Origin of the sequence: Deinococcus proteolyticus MRP (assembly GCF_000190555.1) — a bacterium.
Taxonomy (GTDB): domain Bacteria; phylum Deinococcota; class Deinococci; order Deinococcales; family Deinococcaceae; genus Deinococcus; species Deinococcus proteolyticus.
The window spans coordinates 1392862-1407045 of record NC_015161.1; the positions used below are offsets into that span (position 1 = coordinate 1392862).

A 14184-nucleotide genomic window follows, 5' to 3' on the forward strand; every position below is an offset into this window, starting at 1 on the left:
AGTGCAGTGCTTAAGCCCGGCGCTCAGCTGCGTCCATAGGTTTTGCCGTCACCCGCAGGCGCGGCGGGTCCTGTTCCCCGGCCATACGTGCTCTGCTGCGCCGCTGCACCAGCGTAAGCGGTAGCACTCGGCATGTGTCCGCCCACGTCACCACTCTTGTCCTTGGCGAGGCGCTCGAACTCTTTGCTGTCCACCGCACGCTCCTTGCCGATATCGAAGGAGATGATGCCCCGGTGATAGAGCTGGGCGAGGTAAGCGTCCATCGTGACCATGCCCTCACGGGTGCCGGTCTGCATGGAGCTGACAATCTGGTAGGTCTTGCCTTCACGAATCAGCGCCCGAATCGCGGGGTTGGCAATCAGGAGTTCGTAGGCCAGGATACGGCCAGGGCCGTCGGCACGGGGCAGCAACTGCTGGGTCATGATCGCCACCAGGTTGTTGGCGAGCTGCACGCGGATTTGTTCCTGCTGCTCTTCGGGGAACACGTCCACGATACGGTCAATCGATTCGGGGGCCGAGTTGGTGTGTAGGGTGCCCATCACCAGGTGACCCGTTTCGGCGGCGGTCACGGCGGCTTTAATCGTCTCGTAGTCACGCATTTCGCCCACCAGAATCACGTCGGGGGCCTGACGCAGCGAGGCACGCAGCGCGTTCTCGAAGCTCATGGTATCGGCATGCACCTCGCGCTGATTGATGATGCTCTGCTTGTGGTCGTGCATGAACTCGATCGGGTCTTCGATGGTCACGATGTGCAGCCGCTTGGTGGCGTTGATGTGGTCAATCATGGCCGCCAGGGTGGTGGACTTACCCGAGCCGGTCGGGCCGGTCACCAGCACCAGTCCACGCGGCGCGTTGGCGATGTCGATGACGTTTTGCGGCAGGCCCATTTCCTGCACCGTGCGGACCTTGGTGGGAATCAGACGCATCACGCCGCCCACGTTGCCGCGCTGCATAAAGGCGTTCACACGGAAGCGGGCCTTGTCGCCCAGCGCAAAGCTGAAGTCCAGCTCACGGCGCTCTTCAAACGTGCGCTGCTGCTTCTCGTTCATCATGGAATACATCAGCTTGCGGGTGTCTACCGGCTTGAGCGCAGCGTAATCCTCGTGGACTTCGTAGCGGCCCTGCAGCTTGAACTGCGGCGGCAGGCCCACGGTCAGAATCACGTCGGAAGCGTCATTCTCGGCGGCGTACTTGAGGATGTCGGTGATATCGGGTCCAAGCTGGGTCATAGGAACTCTCCTTTGGGGTAGGAACAGGGGACTCAGTTGCTGGTCACGGCCAGCACTTCTTCCAGGGTGGTGATGCCCTGCAGGGCCTTGTGGATGCCGTCGGTGCGCAGGGTCCACATGTCCCCTTCCTCGATGGCGATGTCCTTGATGTCGGTGGCCGTTTTGCCGCTGTTGATGGCCCGGCGGATGGTGTCATCAATCACCAGCAGCTCGTGGATGCCGGTGCGGCCTTTGTAGCCGGTGCCGCCGCAGCGCGGGCAGCCGGCACCCTTCATCAGGGTGGCGCCCTGAATGTCGGCGTCGCTCAGGCCGAGGCGGCGCAGCACCTCGGGGTCGGCGGCCGTGGGCTGGGCACAGTCCTTGCAGACCCGGCGCACCAGGCGCTGGGCCAGCACGCCAATCACCGCCGCGCCGATGTTGAACAGCTCCACGCCCATTTCCTCCAGGCGCACAATCGCGCCGGCCGCGTCGTTGGTGTGGAGGGTCGCCAGCACCAAGTGACCGGTCAGCGCCGCTTCGGTGGCGATTTTGGCCGTTTCACCGTCACGGATTTCCCCCACGAAGATGATGTCGGGGTCCTGACGGAGGAAGGCCCGCAGCGCCTTGGCGAAGGTCATGCCCGCCGCGTTGTTCACCTGGCTCTGCATGATGCCGGGGATTTCGTATTCTACCGGGTCTTCGATGGTGGTGGTGTTCTTCTCCGGCTTGGCGATGCGCTTGAGGGTGGAAAAGCTGGTGAACGACTTGCCCGAACCCGTCGGGCCAGTGACCAAAAAGATGCCGTTGGGCTTGTCAATCACTTCCAGGTAGCGGCGGAAGTTGTGGTCGCTGAAGCCCAGCTGCTCCACCTCGGGGATGTTCTCGGCCTTTTGCAGCAGACGCATCACGGCCTTCTCGCCGTATACGGTGGGCAGGGTGGACAGACGCAGGTCGATGTCGATGGCGCCCTTGCGGAAGCGCACGCGCCCGTCTTGCGGCACCCGGCGCTCGGCGATGTCGAGGCCGCCCATGATTTTGATACGGGCCAGCAGTGCCTGCGCCGAACCCTTGGGCAAAGAGGCGTGCTTGCGCAGTGCCCCGTCGATGCGGTAACGCACCAGCAGCTCGGTTTCGGTGGGCTCAATGTGAATATCACTCACGTCCTGCAGCACAGCTTCGCGAATCAGGTTTTCCACGGTGCGGACCACGGCGTTGTCGTCCAGCGCGGTGTCCATATCGCCGGCCCCGGCCGACTCCTGCAACTTCTGGCGCTCGCGGCTTTCTTCCAGCAGCCGCTGGTTCAGCTCCGCCATGTCCTTGGAGCCGAAATACTTCTCGATCAGGCGGGTGATTTCCTTTTCCACCATCACGGCGGGGACAATCTCGCGGCCGGTGATCAGGCGCAGGTCGTCCAGCGCGAACACGTTGCGCGGGTCTTTCATGGCGACCACCAGCGCCTCGCCTTCCAGGCGCACCGGCACCACGCTGTAGCGCCGGGCGGTGGCTTCCGGCACCAGCATGGACACGCCGCTGTCGGGCGGGTTCTTGGCCGGGTCGATGAACTCGTAGCCCAGCTGGGTCGCCAGCGACTGTGCCAGCATTTCGGGGCTCAGCTTGCCCGACTGCACCAGGGTGTCTTCCAGCCGGGCGCCGCCCTGCTGCTGCTGCTGCATGGCCGCCTGAATATCCTCGGAATCGGCAAAGCCCATTTCCATAATCACGTCGGTCAGCGACTTGGCCTGACCACCGCTGCCGGCGTACAGCGACTGCATCTCGTCGCGGAAGGGCGCAGGAGCCGGCGCCGGGTAAAAGCGCTCGATGGCCTTTTCCACCTGGGTGGGCAAGCTCATCAGGAACTGCACCGGCTGCCCAATCTGCTCCTGCACCTGCGCGAAGTAACGTGGGTCGTACCCCACCACCTCGTAGCCTTCTTCCTGCTGACCCAGCGGCAGGGCGCCGTAGCGCACGGCGTCGGTGCGCGACAGCACTTCCAGCACCCGCTCCGGCACCGTGAACGTGCTCAGGTCGGGCAGGAATTCCAGCCCCTGCTGGTTGGCCAGGGCGCGGTACAGCTGCTCGTCGTTCAGCGCTCCTTGACCGATCAGCACCTGACCCAGCGGCTCGCCGGTACGCTCCTGAAACTTCAGGCCGGCTTCCAACTGCTGGGGCGTGATGATGCTCCGGCGCACCAGATAGTCGCCCAGACGCTCCTGGCCGGGGGCGGCCTGGTCGGGGCGCTGCGGCGTCAGGCCCAGTTCGGGGTAGTGGATCGCCAGCCGCCAGTTCAGTGCCGAGCGCATGGCCTGATACGGCTCGATGTCGTAGCCGGTTTCGTCTTCCAGCACCTCGATGGTGAGGGTGGACAGCGGGTCGAGCATGGCGACTTTCAGCAGGTCGCCTTCCAGGGCGAACGGCACGGCGGCGGCGTTCTGCGCCACGTGGCCGGGAATGGTCGCCAGCGCCTGGGGCTGCGGCTCCACCGCCATCAGGTCGATGGCCGGAATGCCCAGGCTGGACTCGATGGCGTGGGCCAGGCGCTTTTCGCCCACCACACCCGAGTCGATCATCACGTCGGCCAGGCGCCCGCCCACCTCAGCGTGGCGCACCAACATGCGCTGCAGGTCCTCGTCGGTGATGTAGCCGCCGTCCAGCAGTACGGCGCCCAGCTTACGGTCAGCGATAGATAGAGTCGTCATGCATCCTCCTGCGTGCGCTCGGTCACGGGAGCGCAGCTTCCGGCCTGCAGGCAGCCGGGACGAAATGTAAAAATCTTACTTTCCATACCCATCCTCTGCTCCGCCAGGCTGCCAAACCTCCGGCCCCCAGGCATGGCCGTGACGGGCCAGGACCCGGCGCTCCAGCATCCGTGCGATGCGGGTGTGAGGTAAGGCGTTGTCGATCAGTGGGTGGACCAAGATGGTGTGTAGGCCGGCCAGATTGCCGCCCAGCACATCGGTGAACAGCTGGTCGCCGACCATACCTACCTGCTGCGGCGGAAGTCCCAGAGCGCGGGCCGCACGGCGAAAGGCGGCCGGGTTGGGTTTGCCGGCCATGCCGACCCCCTCCAGCGCCAGGCGCCCCCGCCATTCCTCGGCGCGCTTCACGGTGGCGTTGCTGAGCAGCGCCAGCCGGATGCCGGAGCCGGTCATCTCCTCCACCCAGCGGGCCGAGCGGGGAAAGTCGTCGTAGGAGTGGTAGGGCACCAGGGTGTTGTCCAGGTCCAGCAACAGTCCGCGCAGGCCACGGGCAGCCAGGAACTCCGGGGTGATGTCCGCCACACTGCGAATCACATCGCCCGGCCGCAGCAGCTTCAGCAGGCTCACCGCCCCACCTCCCCAGCTGCGGACCCGGCCCTCTGCTGGCGTAGCCCAATCAGGCCCCACATCCGCCCGGTGACGCCGGCGTCGCGGCGGTACGAATAGAAGTCGGCCTCCGTGCTGCACCCCCCTGCCTGCCAGAGGTGCTGCGGTGCCAGCCCCGCTTCCAGCAGCACCTGCCGGTTGGCCCCGCCCAGGTCCAGATGGCGCTTGCCGTCCAGGTGGTCGCCCAGGCCAGCGGCGGCGAACGTCTGGGCCACCTCCGCGCCCACCGGGTACTGCGCGGCGCAGATGCCCACGCCGATGGCGGCGCGGGTGCGTTCTGGACGGGCGCCCAGCTCGGTCATGGCCGCTAGCGTGCGCTCCGCAATGCGGCCCACCGTGCCGCGCCAGCCCGCATGCGCCGCGCCAATCACGCCGGCTTCCTCATCGGCCAGCAGGATGGGGTAGCAGTCGGCGGTGCCGATGGCCAGCAGCAGGTCCGGGTCGGCGGTGACCAGCGCGTCGCCAGTCTGTACGCCGGGGCGGGCCGGCAGCACCTCCAGCCCATGCACCTGCTCCAGCCGGGCCACCTCGGCCAGGCGGTAGCCCAGCGCTCCAGCGGCCAGCCGGCGGTTTTCGGCCACAGTCACCGGGTCGTCCTGGCGGTCGTCCAGATTCAGCCCCGCGAACGGGCCGCCCGACCGGCCACCACGGCGGGTGGTAAAGCCATGCGGCAGTCCTATCAGGGGGCTGCGAATAAGAAAGGGAGTGCCTGACACCCCGGCAGTATGGGGGACACCTTCTCTCGGTACTCTGACGCCGCTTACCCCCAAAGGGCCGGCGCGCCTCAGCAGCCACGCTGAGGCAGCGAATATTGGATGCGGTCCAACGAATGGAAGTGCTCTAGACTTTGCCCCATGAGTCTTAGCATCGATATGTCGGACAAGCGCGCCCTGGTAATGGGGGTGGCCAACGCCCGGTCCCTGGGCTGGGCCATCGCAGAGCGGCTGCTGGAAGCGGGCTGCCAGGTGGGCTTTTCCTACCAGGGCGAGCGGCTGCGCGGCGAGCTGGAAAAGCTGACGGCGGGCCGCCCCGGCACCTGGATTCAGCAGTGCGACGCCACCAGCGAAGAAGACCTGAGCGCCCTGTTTCAGCGGGTAAAGGACGAATTCGGTGAGCTGGACTTTCTGGTGCACGCCATCGGCTTTGCGCCCAAGGCAGCGATGGACGGCCGCTTTATCGACACCACGTCCGACGACTGGAACACCGCGCTGAACGTGAGCGCCTACACCCTGGTCAGCGCGGCCCGCCACGCCGAGCCGCTGCTGCGTGACGGCGGCAGTATCGTCAGCCTGACCTTCCAGGCCTCGCAGCGCGTGGTGCCCAAGTACAACGTGATGGGCGCCGCCAAGGCCGCTCTGGAAGCCTCCACCCGTTACCTGGCCGTGGAGCTGGGCGAGCGGCAGATTCGCGTGAACACCATCAGCGCCGGGCCGATGCGGACCATCGCCGCCCGCTCGATTCCGGCCTTTGCCATGCTGTACAGCAACGCCGCCGAGAGTGCCCCGCTGGGCCGCAACCCCACTCCCGAGGAGGTGGGGAACCTGGGCCTGTACCTGCTGAGCGACCTGAGCACCGGCATCACCGGGCAGACCGTGTATGTGGACAGCGGCGCCAGCATCGCCACGGTCAAGGCGCCCGCACCCCAGGAGTAAGAGCCGGCCACGGCCAGGGGGCGCCGGTCAGCACGGGGCCGGTGACGGCTGAGCGCTCAGAGGGCTGAGCAGTTCTCAGACCGTTATCATCAGTACCATGACCTCTGCTTCCCGGCTGCCGCTGTTCCTGACGGTCCAGCGGCATTATTTTGAGACTTCTTCCTCCGCTGACCAGCTGAGTGTGCACCCCTTCCGTCAGCAGCTTCAGGAGGCCCGCGACCAGGGCCTCCCCGTCATTCTCGTGCAGTGGGACGGTGGACTGTTCCCGGACACGCCCGAGACCTTTTCACGCGGGTGGGTGCTGCACCCTGACATCCGCGCCGAAGAAGGCGACCTGCTGGTGCGGGCAAGCAGCACCGACCCCTTCGCCGGGCAGTTGCCGGAGGGCGACATCACGCTGGCCCAGCACCTGCAAGGCCTGGATTGCCGCGAACTGGATGTGCTGGCGCTGCCCGGCTCGCCGGAGCTGGCTGCCGCGCAGGAGTATGCCGCGCAGTACGGCCTGACCCTGCACCTGGCCCCGGTAAGCACGGCGCAGACTGCAGACCAGGGCACCGGTCCGGGCACCGACTCCGGCGCAGCCAGCTGACCGGGACTGCGCTTTTTCCGCCGCCTCTCATCCGACAGGAGCTTCCCATGAACACCCTCAAACGCCAAGACCTGCCCTTGCTGGACCTGGACTACACCCTGGACGTGCTGATTCGCCTGCTGGATACGCCCAGCCCCACCGGCTTCACCGAGGAAGCGGTGGCGCTGATCGAAGCCGAGCTGGCCGCCATGGGCGTGACCGGCACCCGCAACCGCAAGGGAGCGCTCAGCTGGGAGATTCCCGGCCGCCGTGAGGGCCATGTGACCTTCAGCGGACACGTGGATACCCTGGGGGCCATGGTCAAGGCCATCAAGCCGTCGGGCCGACTGGCCCTGAGCATGCTGGGCAGCTACGACTGGGCCACCATCGAGGGCGAGGACGTGAAGGTTCACACCCAGCTGGGCCGGGTCCTGACCGGCACCGTGGTCAACATCAAGCAGAGCGGGCATGTCCACGGCGCCGCCCTGCGCGACCTGAAGCGCGAGGCGAGCGTGATGGAAGTGCGGCTGGACGAGGTGACCGCTTCGGCCAGCGAGACGCGGGTGCTGGGGGTGGAGGTCGGCGATTTCGTGTCGCTGGACGCCCGGCCACGCCTGCTGCCGTCGGGCTATCTCAAGTCGCGCCACATCGACAACAAGGCGGCGGTGGCGCTGTTCCTGGCGCTGACCCGCGCCCTGCTGGCTGAATCGCCGCAGCGCACGGTGGCCTTTCACGTGACCACCTACGAAGAAGTCGGGCACGGGGCGGCCACCGGCATTCCCGCACACACCGAGGAACTGATTGCCGTGGACATGGCGGCTGTGGGCGAGGGCCAGACCAGCTCCGAGCACCATTGCACCCTGTGCGTGGCCGACAGCGGCGGCCCCTACGACCACGCGCTGAGCAGCCGGCTGCGGCAGGTGGCGGCCCGCTGCGGCGTGGACCTGAAGGTGGACATCTACCCCTACTACGCTTCCGACGGCACGGCTGCCTGGCGGGCCGGCGGCGACTTCCCGGTGGCCCTGATCGGCCCTGGGGTGGACGCCAGCCACGCCTACGAGCGCACCCACACCCAGGCCCTGGAGCAGACCGGCCGGCTGATGCTGGCCTACGCACTGGAAGGCAGCGAAGGCTAAGGCGGCACAGCTGCGCCGCTGTGTGGCGACGGGGCAGCCATTTAGGAACTGCTGAGAAAGGGGCCGGCGAACGTGCCGGATCACGTTTGACTTGGGGAGGCGTGCCATGCTGGAGGCACGCCCTTACTTTTTCTCTCTCCGCAGAAGGTGTTTCCATGACCATGCAAGCGACGATGCAGACCACCGGCCCCTACGACCGTCCCCCCTCCCCGGCCAGCGAGCCGACCGACGTGCCCGCACCGCGCCCGGAACAGATGCCGGGCCAGGACACCAACCCCATCCCCGTGCAGGACCCGCCGGCCAACCCCGATACCCCCGGTATGCCCACGCCTGACGCGCCCAGCAACCCGGACACCCCAGGCCTGCCTGACGCTATCCCCGGCAGCCCCACCCCGATGCCTGCGATGTAGACCTACGCAAGAGCCCCGCACTTTCCAGAGAAGGCGGGGCTTTTTTGTTGTCCGGCAAGCGGCCAGGGTTTAGAGCTGGCTGTAGTCCTGCTTAAAGGTTTCGCACTGGTCGGCGTCGCCGCTTTTGAAGCCGCGCATAAACCAGTTCACCCGCTGCTCGGAAGTGCCGTGGGTAAAGGAGTCGGGCTGCACGTAGCCGCGCCCACGCGACTGCAGGGTGTCGTCACCAATGGCGGCGGCGGTGTCCACCGCTTCACGTACGTCGTCCTGGGTCAGCTGCGCCAGGTCGGACACCCGGTTGCCCCACACGCCCGCGAAGCAGTCGGCCTGCAGCTCCATACGCACGCTCAGCTGGTTGCCCTGAGCTTCGGGCAGGCGCTGCTGCTGGCGCTGCACCTGGTCGGCGATGCCCAGTTCGTTCTGGATATGGTGGCCCACCTCGTGCGCGATCACGTAGGAGTAGGCGAAGTCGCCGCCGCCGCCCAGCTGCTGCTGCATCTCGGTGAAAAAGCTGGGGTCCAGATACACGGTGCTGTCCAGCGGGCAGTAAAAGGGGCCGACGCCGCTGGTGCCGGTGCCGCAACCGGTCTGGGTCTGGCCGCTGAACCGTACGAAGTTGGGCGAGTTGTACTTCAGCCCTTCCTCAGTGAAGATGTCGGCCCAGACCTTGTCGGTGCTGCCGGCAATCTTGTTGAGGAACTGGCTCAGCTCGTCGTTCTGGCCGCTTTCGGTCTGGGGCTGGGTCTGCTCGGTCTGCACCAGACCGCTGTTGGTCACCACGCGGGGGTCAATGCCGAAAAAGGCCGCCACCAGCATCAGGAGCAGGCCGCCGATACCGCCGACCGCCAGGCCGCCGCCACGGCCACCGCCTCTGTTCTCGAACCCACGGCCACTGCCGGGAAGATTTTTCCATTCCATAGTTTCTCTTCTGCTCCTTGTGTGGCCTGCCCTGCTGGGCAGCGCCGGCCAGGCCGCGGGGGTCACCTGCGGCAGCCGCCGGTCACAGGGACATCGGCCCCGGCCAGTGTGCCCACAGTGTAGCGGCGCCGCCCCCACAGGTGCTGACGCCGCATTCACAACTCAAGGAAAGGCTAAATCCGGGCCGGCGCAGGCTCCTGTCCGGCCGGTAGTCCCGGCTGGCGGCCGCGCTCGCCCAGGTAGAACACGCTGGGCACCACATAAAAGGTCAGCAGCGTGGAGGTCACGATGCCGCCCAGAATCACGATGCCCAGGCCCCGGCGGAACTCAGCGCCGTCGCCCTGGCCCAGAATCAGCGGAATGCTGATGACCAGCACCGTCAGCGTGGTCATGATGATGGGCCGAAAGCGCAGCTCGGCGGCTTCAATCAGGGCTTCACGCAGCGGCTGCGAGCGCAGGCGCTCGGTCACGAATTCCAGGTAAAGAATGGAGTTCTTGGTGCTCAGACCCAGCAGAATCACCATGCCGATCATGGTAATGACGTCCAGGTCGGTGCCGAAGAGCCGCAGTGACCACAGCCCGCCCACCAGCGCCAGCGGCACCGGCAGCAGCAGGTACAGCGGATAACGGAACGAGTTGAACTGACTGCCCAGCACCAGGTAAGTGAGCAGCGACGCCATCACAATCAGCACCGGGCCGTAAAACACCAGGTCTTCGGTGAGGCCCGCGCTGCCGAACGAGCTGGCATTGCCCAGGGTCACGTTGTCCTTCAGCAGGCCGGCGGCAGCAACTTTGTCCGTGAGCTGCTTGCCGTAGGCGAAGGCGTTGGGGCCGCCGGGCACCAGGTCAATCTCCAGCGTGGCCGTAAAGGCCTTGTTGAGCCGTGAAAGCGTCGCGGGCGCTTCGGCGATGCGGAACTCGCCCAGTGTCCCCAGCGCCACCTCGGTGCGCAGCGCAGGCGCGTAGATGGTCTGTCCCAGCAGGGCCTGCTCGGTGGGCACGCGGGCCGGGTCCAGCCGCACCACGATATCCACGCCGGTGTCGCCCTCGCGCAGCTGCCCGGCCACGCTGCCTTCGTTGTAGGTGCGTAGGGCGTTCGCCACGTCGCGCACCGTCAGGCCGGTGCCGCTCAGGCTGGCCGGGTCGGGAACGAACACGCGCTCCTGCCGGGTATCGCTCAGGCTGCTGGTCACGGTCTGCACACCCGGGTCGGCCCGCAGCAGGCGCAGCACTTCAGCGTGCCGCTCACGCAGCAGCGCCTGGGTAGGTGCCGCCAGCGCCAGGCTGATATCGCTGCTGCCGGCGGGGCCGGTTTCTACCGACGCCAACCGGATTTCCGCGCCGGGCACTTTCTCCGCCAGCGGGGCCAGCTCGGCGCGGTAGGTTTCAATCAGTTCCTGCACGCCGGGGCGCTCTTCTTTGGGCGTGAGGTTCACGGTGAGGCTGGACTCGTTGGTCCGCGCTCCGGCGAGCGGGCCACCGGACCCCACGTCCGCCTGCACCAGCGTCACTTCAGACTTGCTCAGCAGCCGCTCTTCCACCTGCGCCGTCAGGGCGTTGGTGGTGTCCAGTGCCGTGCCGCGCGGCAGTTCCACCGTCACGGTCATCAGGCCCGAATCGCTCTGCGGCACGAAGCTGAAGCCTATGCTCCGCAGGGCCAGCGGGGCGCTCAGCAGGAACAGGCCCGCTGCCAGCACCGCTGTCCAGGGCCGCTGCAGCAGTGCGCGCACCGAGGCTGCGTAAGCCCGCGCTGCCGCCGACACCACCCGCTCCGTGGCGCGGTGCAGCGTGCCGGTCAGGGCTTCCAGCAGGCCCAGCAGCGCGGCCGTGGCGTAGCGGAAGACGGCCAGGGTCAGGGGAGCCAGCAGACTGAGCAGGCCCAGCGCCCAGGGTTCCAGCTGGTATCCCTGCTGCCGCGCCACCCACTCGGCCAGGAGCCAGGTCGCCGCACCGGCCAGCAGCAGCGCCAGCACGCCGCGTCCGGTCTTTACGCCGGCCAGGCTGGAGCGCAGCAGCGCCGGGAATCCGGCCAGCACACCGGGCACGCCGGCCCAGCCCAGCGGCTCGCGGTCACGGGTGTAGGCCATGCGGACAGTCAGGAACAGCAGACTTTCCAGCCAGCTCATCAGGATGGCGGCCGAGAGGCCCAGGCCGAACTGGCTGAAAAACTGCCCCAGCAGCCCCGGCATCAGACTGAGAGGAATCAGCACCGCCAGCAGCGCGAAACTGGCCGCCGTAACGGCCGAGAACACCTCTGAGCCGCCCAGCAGCACGGCCCGCAGGCGGTCGTAGCCCAGGTCGCGGTAGCGCTGCACGTTCTCGGCCACCACGATGGAATCGTCCACCACGATACCGATGGCCACGATAATGGCCAGCAGCGAGACGATGTTGAAGGTGAAGCCCAGCCCGGCGTAGACCAGCGGCGCAGCGCTGATGGAGATGGGCACCGCCAGAATCACCGCGAACACGGTGCTCAGCCGGCCCAGAAACAGCAGCACAATGACGCCCACGGCCGCCACAGCGATAAAGAACTCGTGCAGGGTGTCGTCCACCGTGGCGCGGGTCACGTCGGTGGTGTCGGTGGCCACGCTCAGGCGGTAGCCCTGCGGCAACTCGGCGGCCTGCTCGGAGACCACTTCGCGCACGGCGTCCGCCACCGCTGGCGAGTTGCTGCCGCTGGCCTTGCGGATATCCAGCAGCACGGCCGGCTGCCCGTTCACCCGCGAGAGGGTGCTGACCCGCTCGCTGGCATCCCGCACGTCGGCCACGTCGCTGATCTGAATACCGCGGGCCGAATCCACCAGGATGTTTTCCACGTCGCTCAGCGTGCTGGGGGTGTTGCGGGTGGCGAAGGTGATTTCCTGGCCGCCCTGCACCAGGGTTCCGGCCGGAATGTCCAGCGCCGAGGCCCCGATGGCCCCCGACACCTGCGCGGCGCTGAGGTCGTAGGTGTTCAGCCGGGCGGGGTCCAGCAGCACTTCCACTGCCCGGTCACGCCCGCCCGACACCGTCACGTCGGCCACACCGGGAACGCGCTGCAAGCGGGGCACCAGAATGTCCTCGGCGTACCTGGCGGCCTCGGCTGGGCCGGCACCTGCAGAGAGCAGCGACAGGGTCAGAATCGGCCGGGCGTTGGGGTCGAACTTCTGCACCACCGGAGCCTCGGCCCCGTCAGGCAGCGTGGCCCGGATAGCCGACACCGCCTGCGACACTGAGTTGGCCGCCGCATCGATATCGGTGCCCTCGGCAAAAGTGATGACCACTGCCGACTGGCTGCCCACCGAGGTGGTGCTCACGTCGGTCACGCCCGCCACCGTGCTGATGGCGTCCTCCACGCGGGTGCTCACCTCGCGGTTCACCTGCTCGGGGCTGGCGCCGGGGTAAGTGGTGCTGACCGCCAGCACCGGCACCTCGAAGTCGGGCAGCAGGTCGGTGCCCAGGCGGCTGGCCGCAATCAGGCCCAGCAGCACCGCCGCTGCGAAAATGCCCAGCGAGAACACCACGTTCCGCACGCTGAAGCGCACTGCCGGATGAATGGACGGCTCGGGCGTCCCGTCGGGCAGCAGACCAGGCGGCGGGCTGAAGGGGTCGGGCCGGCCGTAGCGGTCCAGCGTGACCGCCGTTTCCTGTTCGGGGGACAAAGGACCACTCATTTGCCGCCGCCCGCGCTGGCCTGCACCGCCACTTTGGAGCCGTCCTGCAAGGAGCTGGGCACCGGGTAAATCAGCCGGGCGCCATTCTGCAGGCCGCTGACGGCCACCTGGCCGTCGCTTTCGGAGAGCACCTCGACTGGGACGCGGCGGGCGGTGTCCCCCTCCGCCACGTACACGTAATTCTCGCTGCCCGATACCCCCAGGGCGCGGCTGGGCACCAGCACCCCACCGGCCAGCTCCAGCCGGTAGCGCAGCTGCACGCTGGCACCGGGCGGAATGGCCGCGCCGCCCTCGATGCGGGCACGCAGCGGCACCTGCCGGTCCTCGCCGGCGATGGCTTCGCCGCTCTCGACCACCGCCACGTAGTTCACCCCGCCGTAGCCCAGATTCATGCGGGTGCCGGGGACCAGCTGGGCCGCGTCCTGCGGCGTGACGCTGAAGGTGGCCCGCAGCGAGGCCGTGTCCACCAGCCGGAACACCGGGCTACCCTGCGCGGCGAACTCGCCCGGCTGCACCAGCTGGCTGCTGACCACCCCGGCGAACGGAGCCGTGACCCTGGCACGCTGGATGCGCGCCTCGGCCTGAGTGACGGCGGCCTGGGCCGACTCCACCTGCGCGGAGAGCAGGTCCAGGTTGGCTCCGTTGCCGCTGCCAGCGCGGTTGGCGGCCAGCCCCGCCTGCGCCTGCGCCAGTCCGGCGCGGGCCTGGGTCACGCGGTCGCGGGCTGCGTCCAGCGCTGCTTGGGGCGTGTTGCTGGCGTCTTCGGCGCGCACCAGTTCCTTCTGGGCCAGGTCCAGGCTGGACTGCGCCGCAGTCACGGCAGCTTCCAGTGCCCCGGCATTCTCGCTGAGGCTGCGGCGGGCACTGGCATAGCTGATGCGGGCCTGCTCCAGCTGGGCGCGGGCGTTCTGGGCGGCCTGCTGGGCGTCGGTGTCGTCCAGGCGGGCCACCACCGCGCCGGCCGCCACACTTTCACCCTCGGCCACCTCGTAGCTCAGCAGGGCTCCGCTGGCCAGCGCCGCCACGTTGCTGGTGCGGCTGGCCTGGGCAGTGCCGGTCACGCGGCGTTCGGTCCGCAGCGTGCCTTCCTGCACGGTCAGCACCTGGACCGGCTGGGACGTTTCTTTGGGGGGAGGCGCGGCCACGTCTACGCGGGCAGGTTGGGCCTCAGGTTCGGCGGGGCGGCAACCGCTCAGGCCGGTCGCCAGCAGCGCCGAGAGCAGCAGAAAAGGGGTCAATCGTTTCATAAAGCACCTGTCAGAAAAAGAAAGGACATC

At 67.6% G+C, this 14184-nt stretch carries 11 protein-coding genes; 4 read left to right on the forward strand and 7 right to left on the reverse strand.

What is annotated here, in order from left to right:
- Positions 1-23 precede the first annotated feature (23 nt).
- The 4 genes from DEIPR_RS06635 to DEIPR_RS06650 form a co-directional block, all read right to left on the reverse strand.
- Positions 24-1229, reverse strand: a complete 1206-nt coding sequence (locus DEIPR_RS06635; RefSeq protein ID WP_013615071.1) for a type IV pilus twitching motility protein PilT — start codon at positions 1227-1229, stop codon at positions 24-26.
- A 32-nt stretch (positions 1230-1261) separates the two neighbouring features.
- On the reverse strand, positions 1262-3904 hold the full coding sequence (locus DEIPR_RS06640; protein ID WP_013615072.1) for a type II/IV secretion system protein: 2643 nt from the start codon (positions 3902-3904) through the stop codon (positions 1262-1264).
- 75 nt (positions 3905-3979) lie between these two features.
- The gene (locus DEIPR_RS06645; RefSeq protein WP_049775247.1) at positions 3980-4522 is read right to left on the reverse strand and encodes a YqeG family HAD IIIA-type phosphatase; all 543 of its coding nucleotides are present in this window, start codon (positions 4520-4522) and stop codon (positions 3980-3982) included.
- 5 nt (positions 4523-4527) lie between these two features.
- Positions 4528-5286: a purine nucleoside phosphorylase YfiH/LACC1 family protein gene (locus tag DEIPR_RS06650; protein WP_013615074.1), complete on the reverse strand. Its 759-nt coding sequence runs from the start codon at positions 5284-5286 to the stop codon at positions 4528-4530.
- Positions 5287-5424: 138 nt separating this feature from the next.
- On the opposite strand from DEIPR_RS06650, the gene DEIPR_RS06655 reads away from it, so the two are divergent.
- From DEIPR_RS06655 to DEIPR_RS06670, 4 genes are all read left to right on the forward strand, one after another.
- Positions 5425-6222 carry an enoyl-ACP reductase FabI gene (locus DEIPR_RS06655; protein ID WP_013615075.1) on the forward strand — a complete coding sequence of 266 codons (798 nt, stop codon included), beginning with the start codon at positions 5425-5427 and terminating at the stop codon, positions 6220-6222.
- A 97-nt stretch (positions 6223-6319) separates the two neighbouring features.
- Positions 6320-6811, forward strand: coding sequence for a cysteine hydrolase family protein (locus DEIPR_RS06660; RefSeq protein ID WP_013615076.1), 492 nt, complete (start codon positions 6320-6322; stop codon positions 6809-6811).
- A gap of 47 nt (positions 6812-6858) precedes the next feature.
- The gene (locus DEIPR_RS06665) at positions 6859-7926 is read left to right on the forward strand and encodes a M42 family metallopeptidase (protein WP_013615077.1); all 1068 of its coding nucleotides are present in this window, start codon (positions 6859-6861) and stop codon (positions 7924-7926) included.
- Positions 7927-8081: 155 nt separating this feature from the next.
- Positions 8082-8336 (forward strand): hypothetical protein, encoded by a 255-nt coding sequence (locus tag DEIPR_RS06670; RefSeq protein WP_013615078.1) that lies wholly within the window; start codon positions 8082-8084, stop codon positions 8334-8336.
- A 69-nt stretch (positions 8337-8405) separates the two neighbouring features.
- On the opposite strand, the gene ypfJ is transcribed toward DEIPR_RS06670, so the two are convergent.
- The 3 genes from ypfJ to DEIPR_RS06685 all read right to left on the reverse strand — a co-directional run bounded on the left by ypfJ (position 8406) and on the right by DEIPR_RS06685 (position 14154).
- Positions 8406-9254 (reverse strand): KPN_02809 family neutral zinc metallopeptidase, encoded by an 849-nt coding sequence (gene ypfJ / locus DEIPR_RS06675; protein WP_013615079.1) that lies wholly within the window; start codon positions 9252-9254, stop codon positions 8406-8408.
- 173 nt (positions 9255-9427) lie between these two features.
- Positions 9428-12907: an efflux RND transporter permease subunit gene (locus DEIPR_RS06680; RefSeq protein ID WP_013615080.1), complete on the reverse strand. Its 3480-nt coding sequence runs from the start codon at positions 12905-12907 to the stop codon at positions 9428-9430.
- Positions 12904-14154, reverse strand: coding sequence for an efflux RND transporter periplasmic adaptor subunit (locus DEIPR_RS06685; protein WP_013615081.1), 1251 nt, complete (start codon positions 14152-14154; stop codon positions 12904-12906). Before DEIPR_RS06685 ends, DEIPR_RS06680 begins: the two co-directional genes overlap by 4 nt.
- Between the last annotated feature and the right edge of the window lie 30 nt (positions 14155-14184).

What these genes read in the sequence shown, in the direction of transcription:
- DEIPR_RS06635 (WP_013615071.1), bottom strand. Translation starts at nt 1,229, where the DNA reads ATGACCCAGCTTGGACCCGATATCACCGACATCCTCAAGTACGCCGCC.
- DEIPR_RS06640 (WP_013615072.1), bottom strand. Translation starts at nt 3,904, where the DNA reads ATGACGACTCTATCTATCGCTGACCGTAAGCTGGGCGCCGTACTGCTG.
- DEIPR_RS06655 (WP_013615075.1), top strand. Translation starts at nt 5,425, where the DNA reads ATGAGTCTTAGCATCGATATGTCGGACAAGCGCGCCCTGGTAATGGGG.
- DEIPR_RS06660 (WP_013615076.1), top strand. Translation starts at nt 6,320, where the DNA reads ATGACCTCTGCTTCCCGGCTGCCGCTGTTCCTGACGGTCCAGCGGCAT.
- DEIPR_RS06665 (WP_013615077.1), top strand. Translation starts at nt 6,859, where the DNA reads ATGAACACCCTCAAACGCCAAGACCTGCCCTTGCTGGACCTGGACTAC.
- DEIPR_RS06670 (WP_013615078.1), top strand. Translation starts at nt 8,082, where the DNA reads ATGACCATGCAAGCGACGATGCAGACCACCGGCCCCTACGACCGTCCC.
- ypfJ (WP_013615079.1), bottom strand. Translation starts at nt 9,254, where the DNA reads ATGGAATGGAAAAATCTTCCCGGCAGTGGCCGTGGGTTCGAGAACAGA.
- DEIPR_RS06680 (WP_013615080.1), bottom strand. Translation starts at nt 12,907, where the DNA reads ATGAGTGGTCCTTTGTCCCCCGAACAGGAAACGGCGGTCACGCTGGAC.
- DEIPR_RS06685 (WP_013615081.1), bottom strand. Translation starts at nt 14,154, where the DNA reads ATGAAACGATTGACCCCTTTTCTGCTGCTCTCGGCGCTGCTGGCGACC.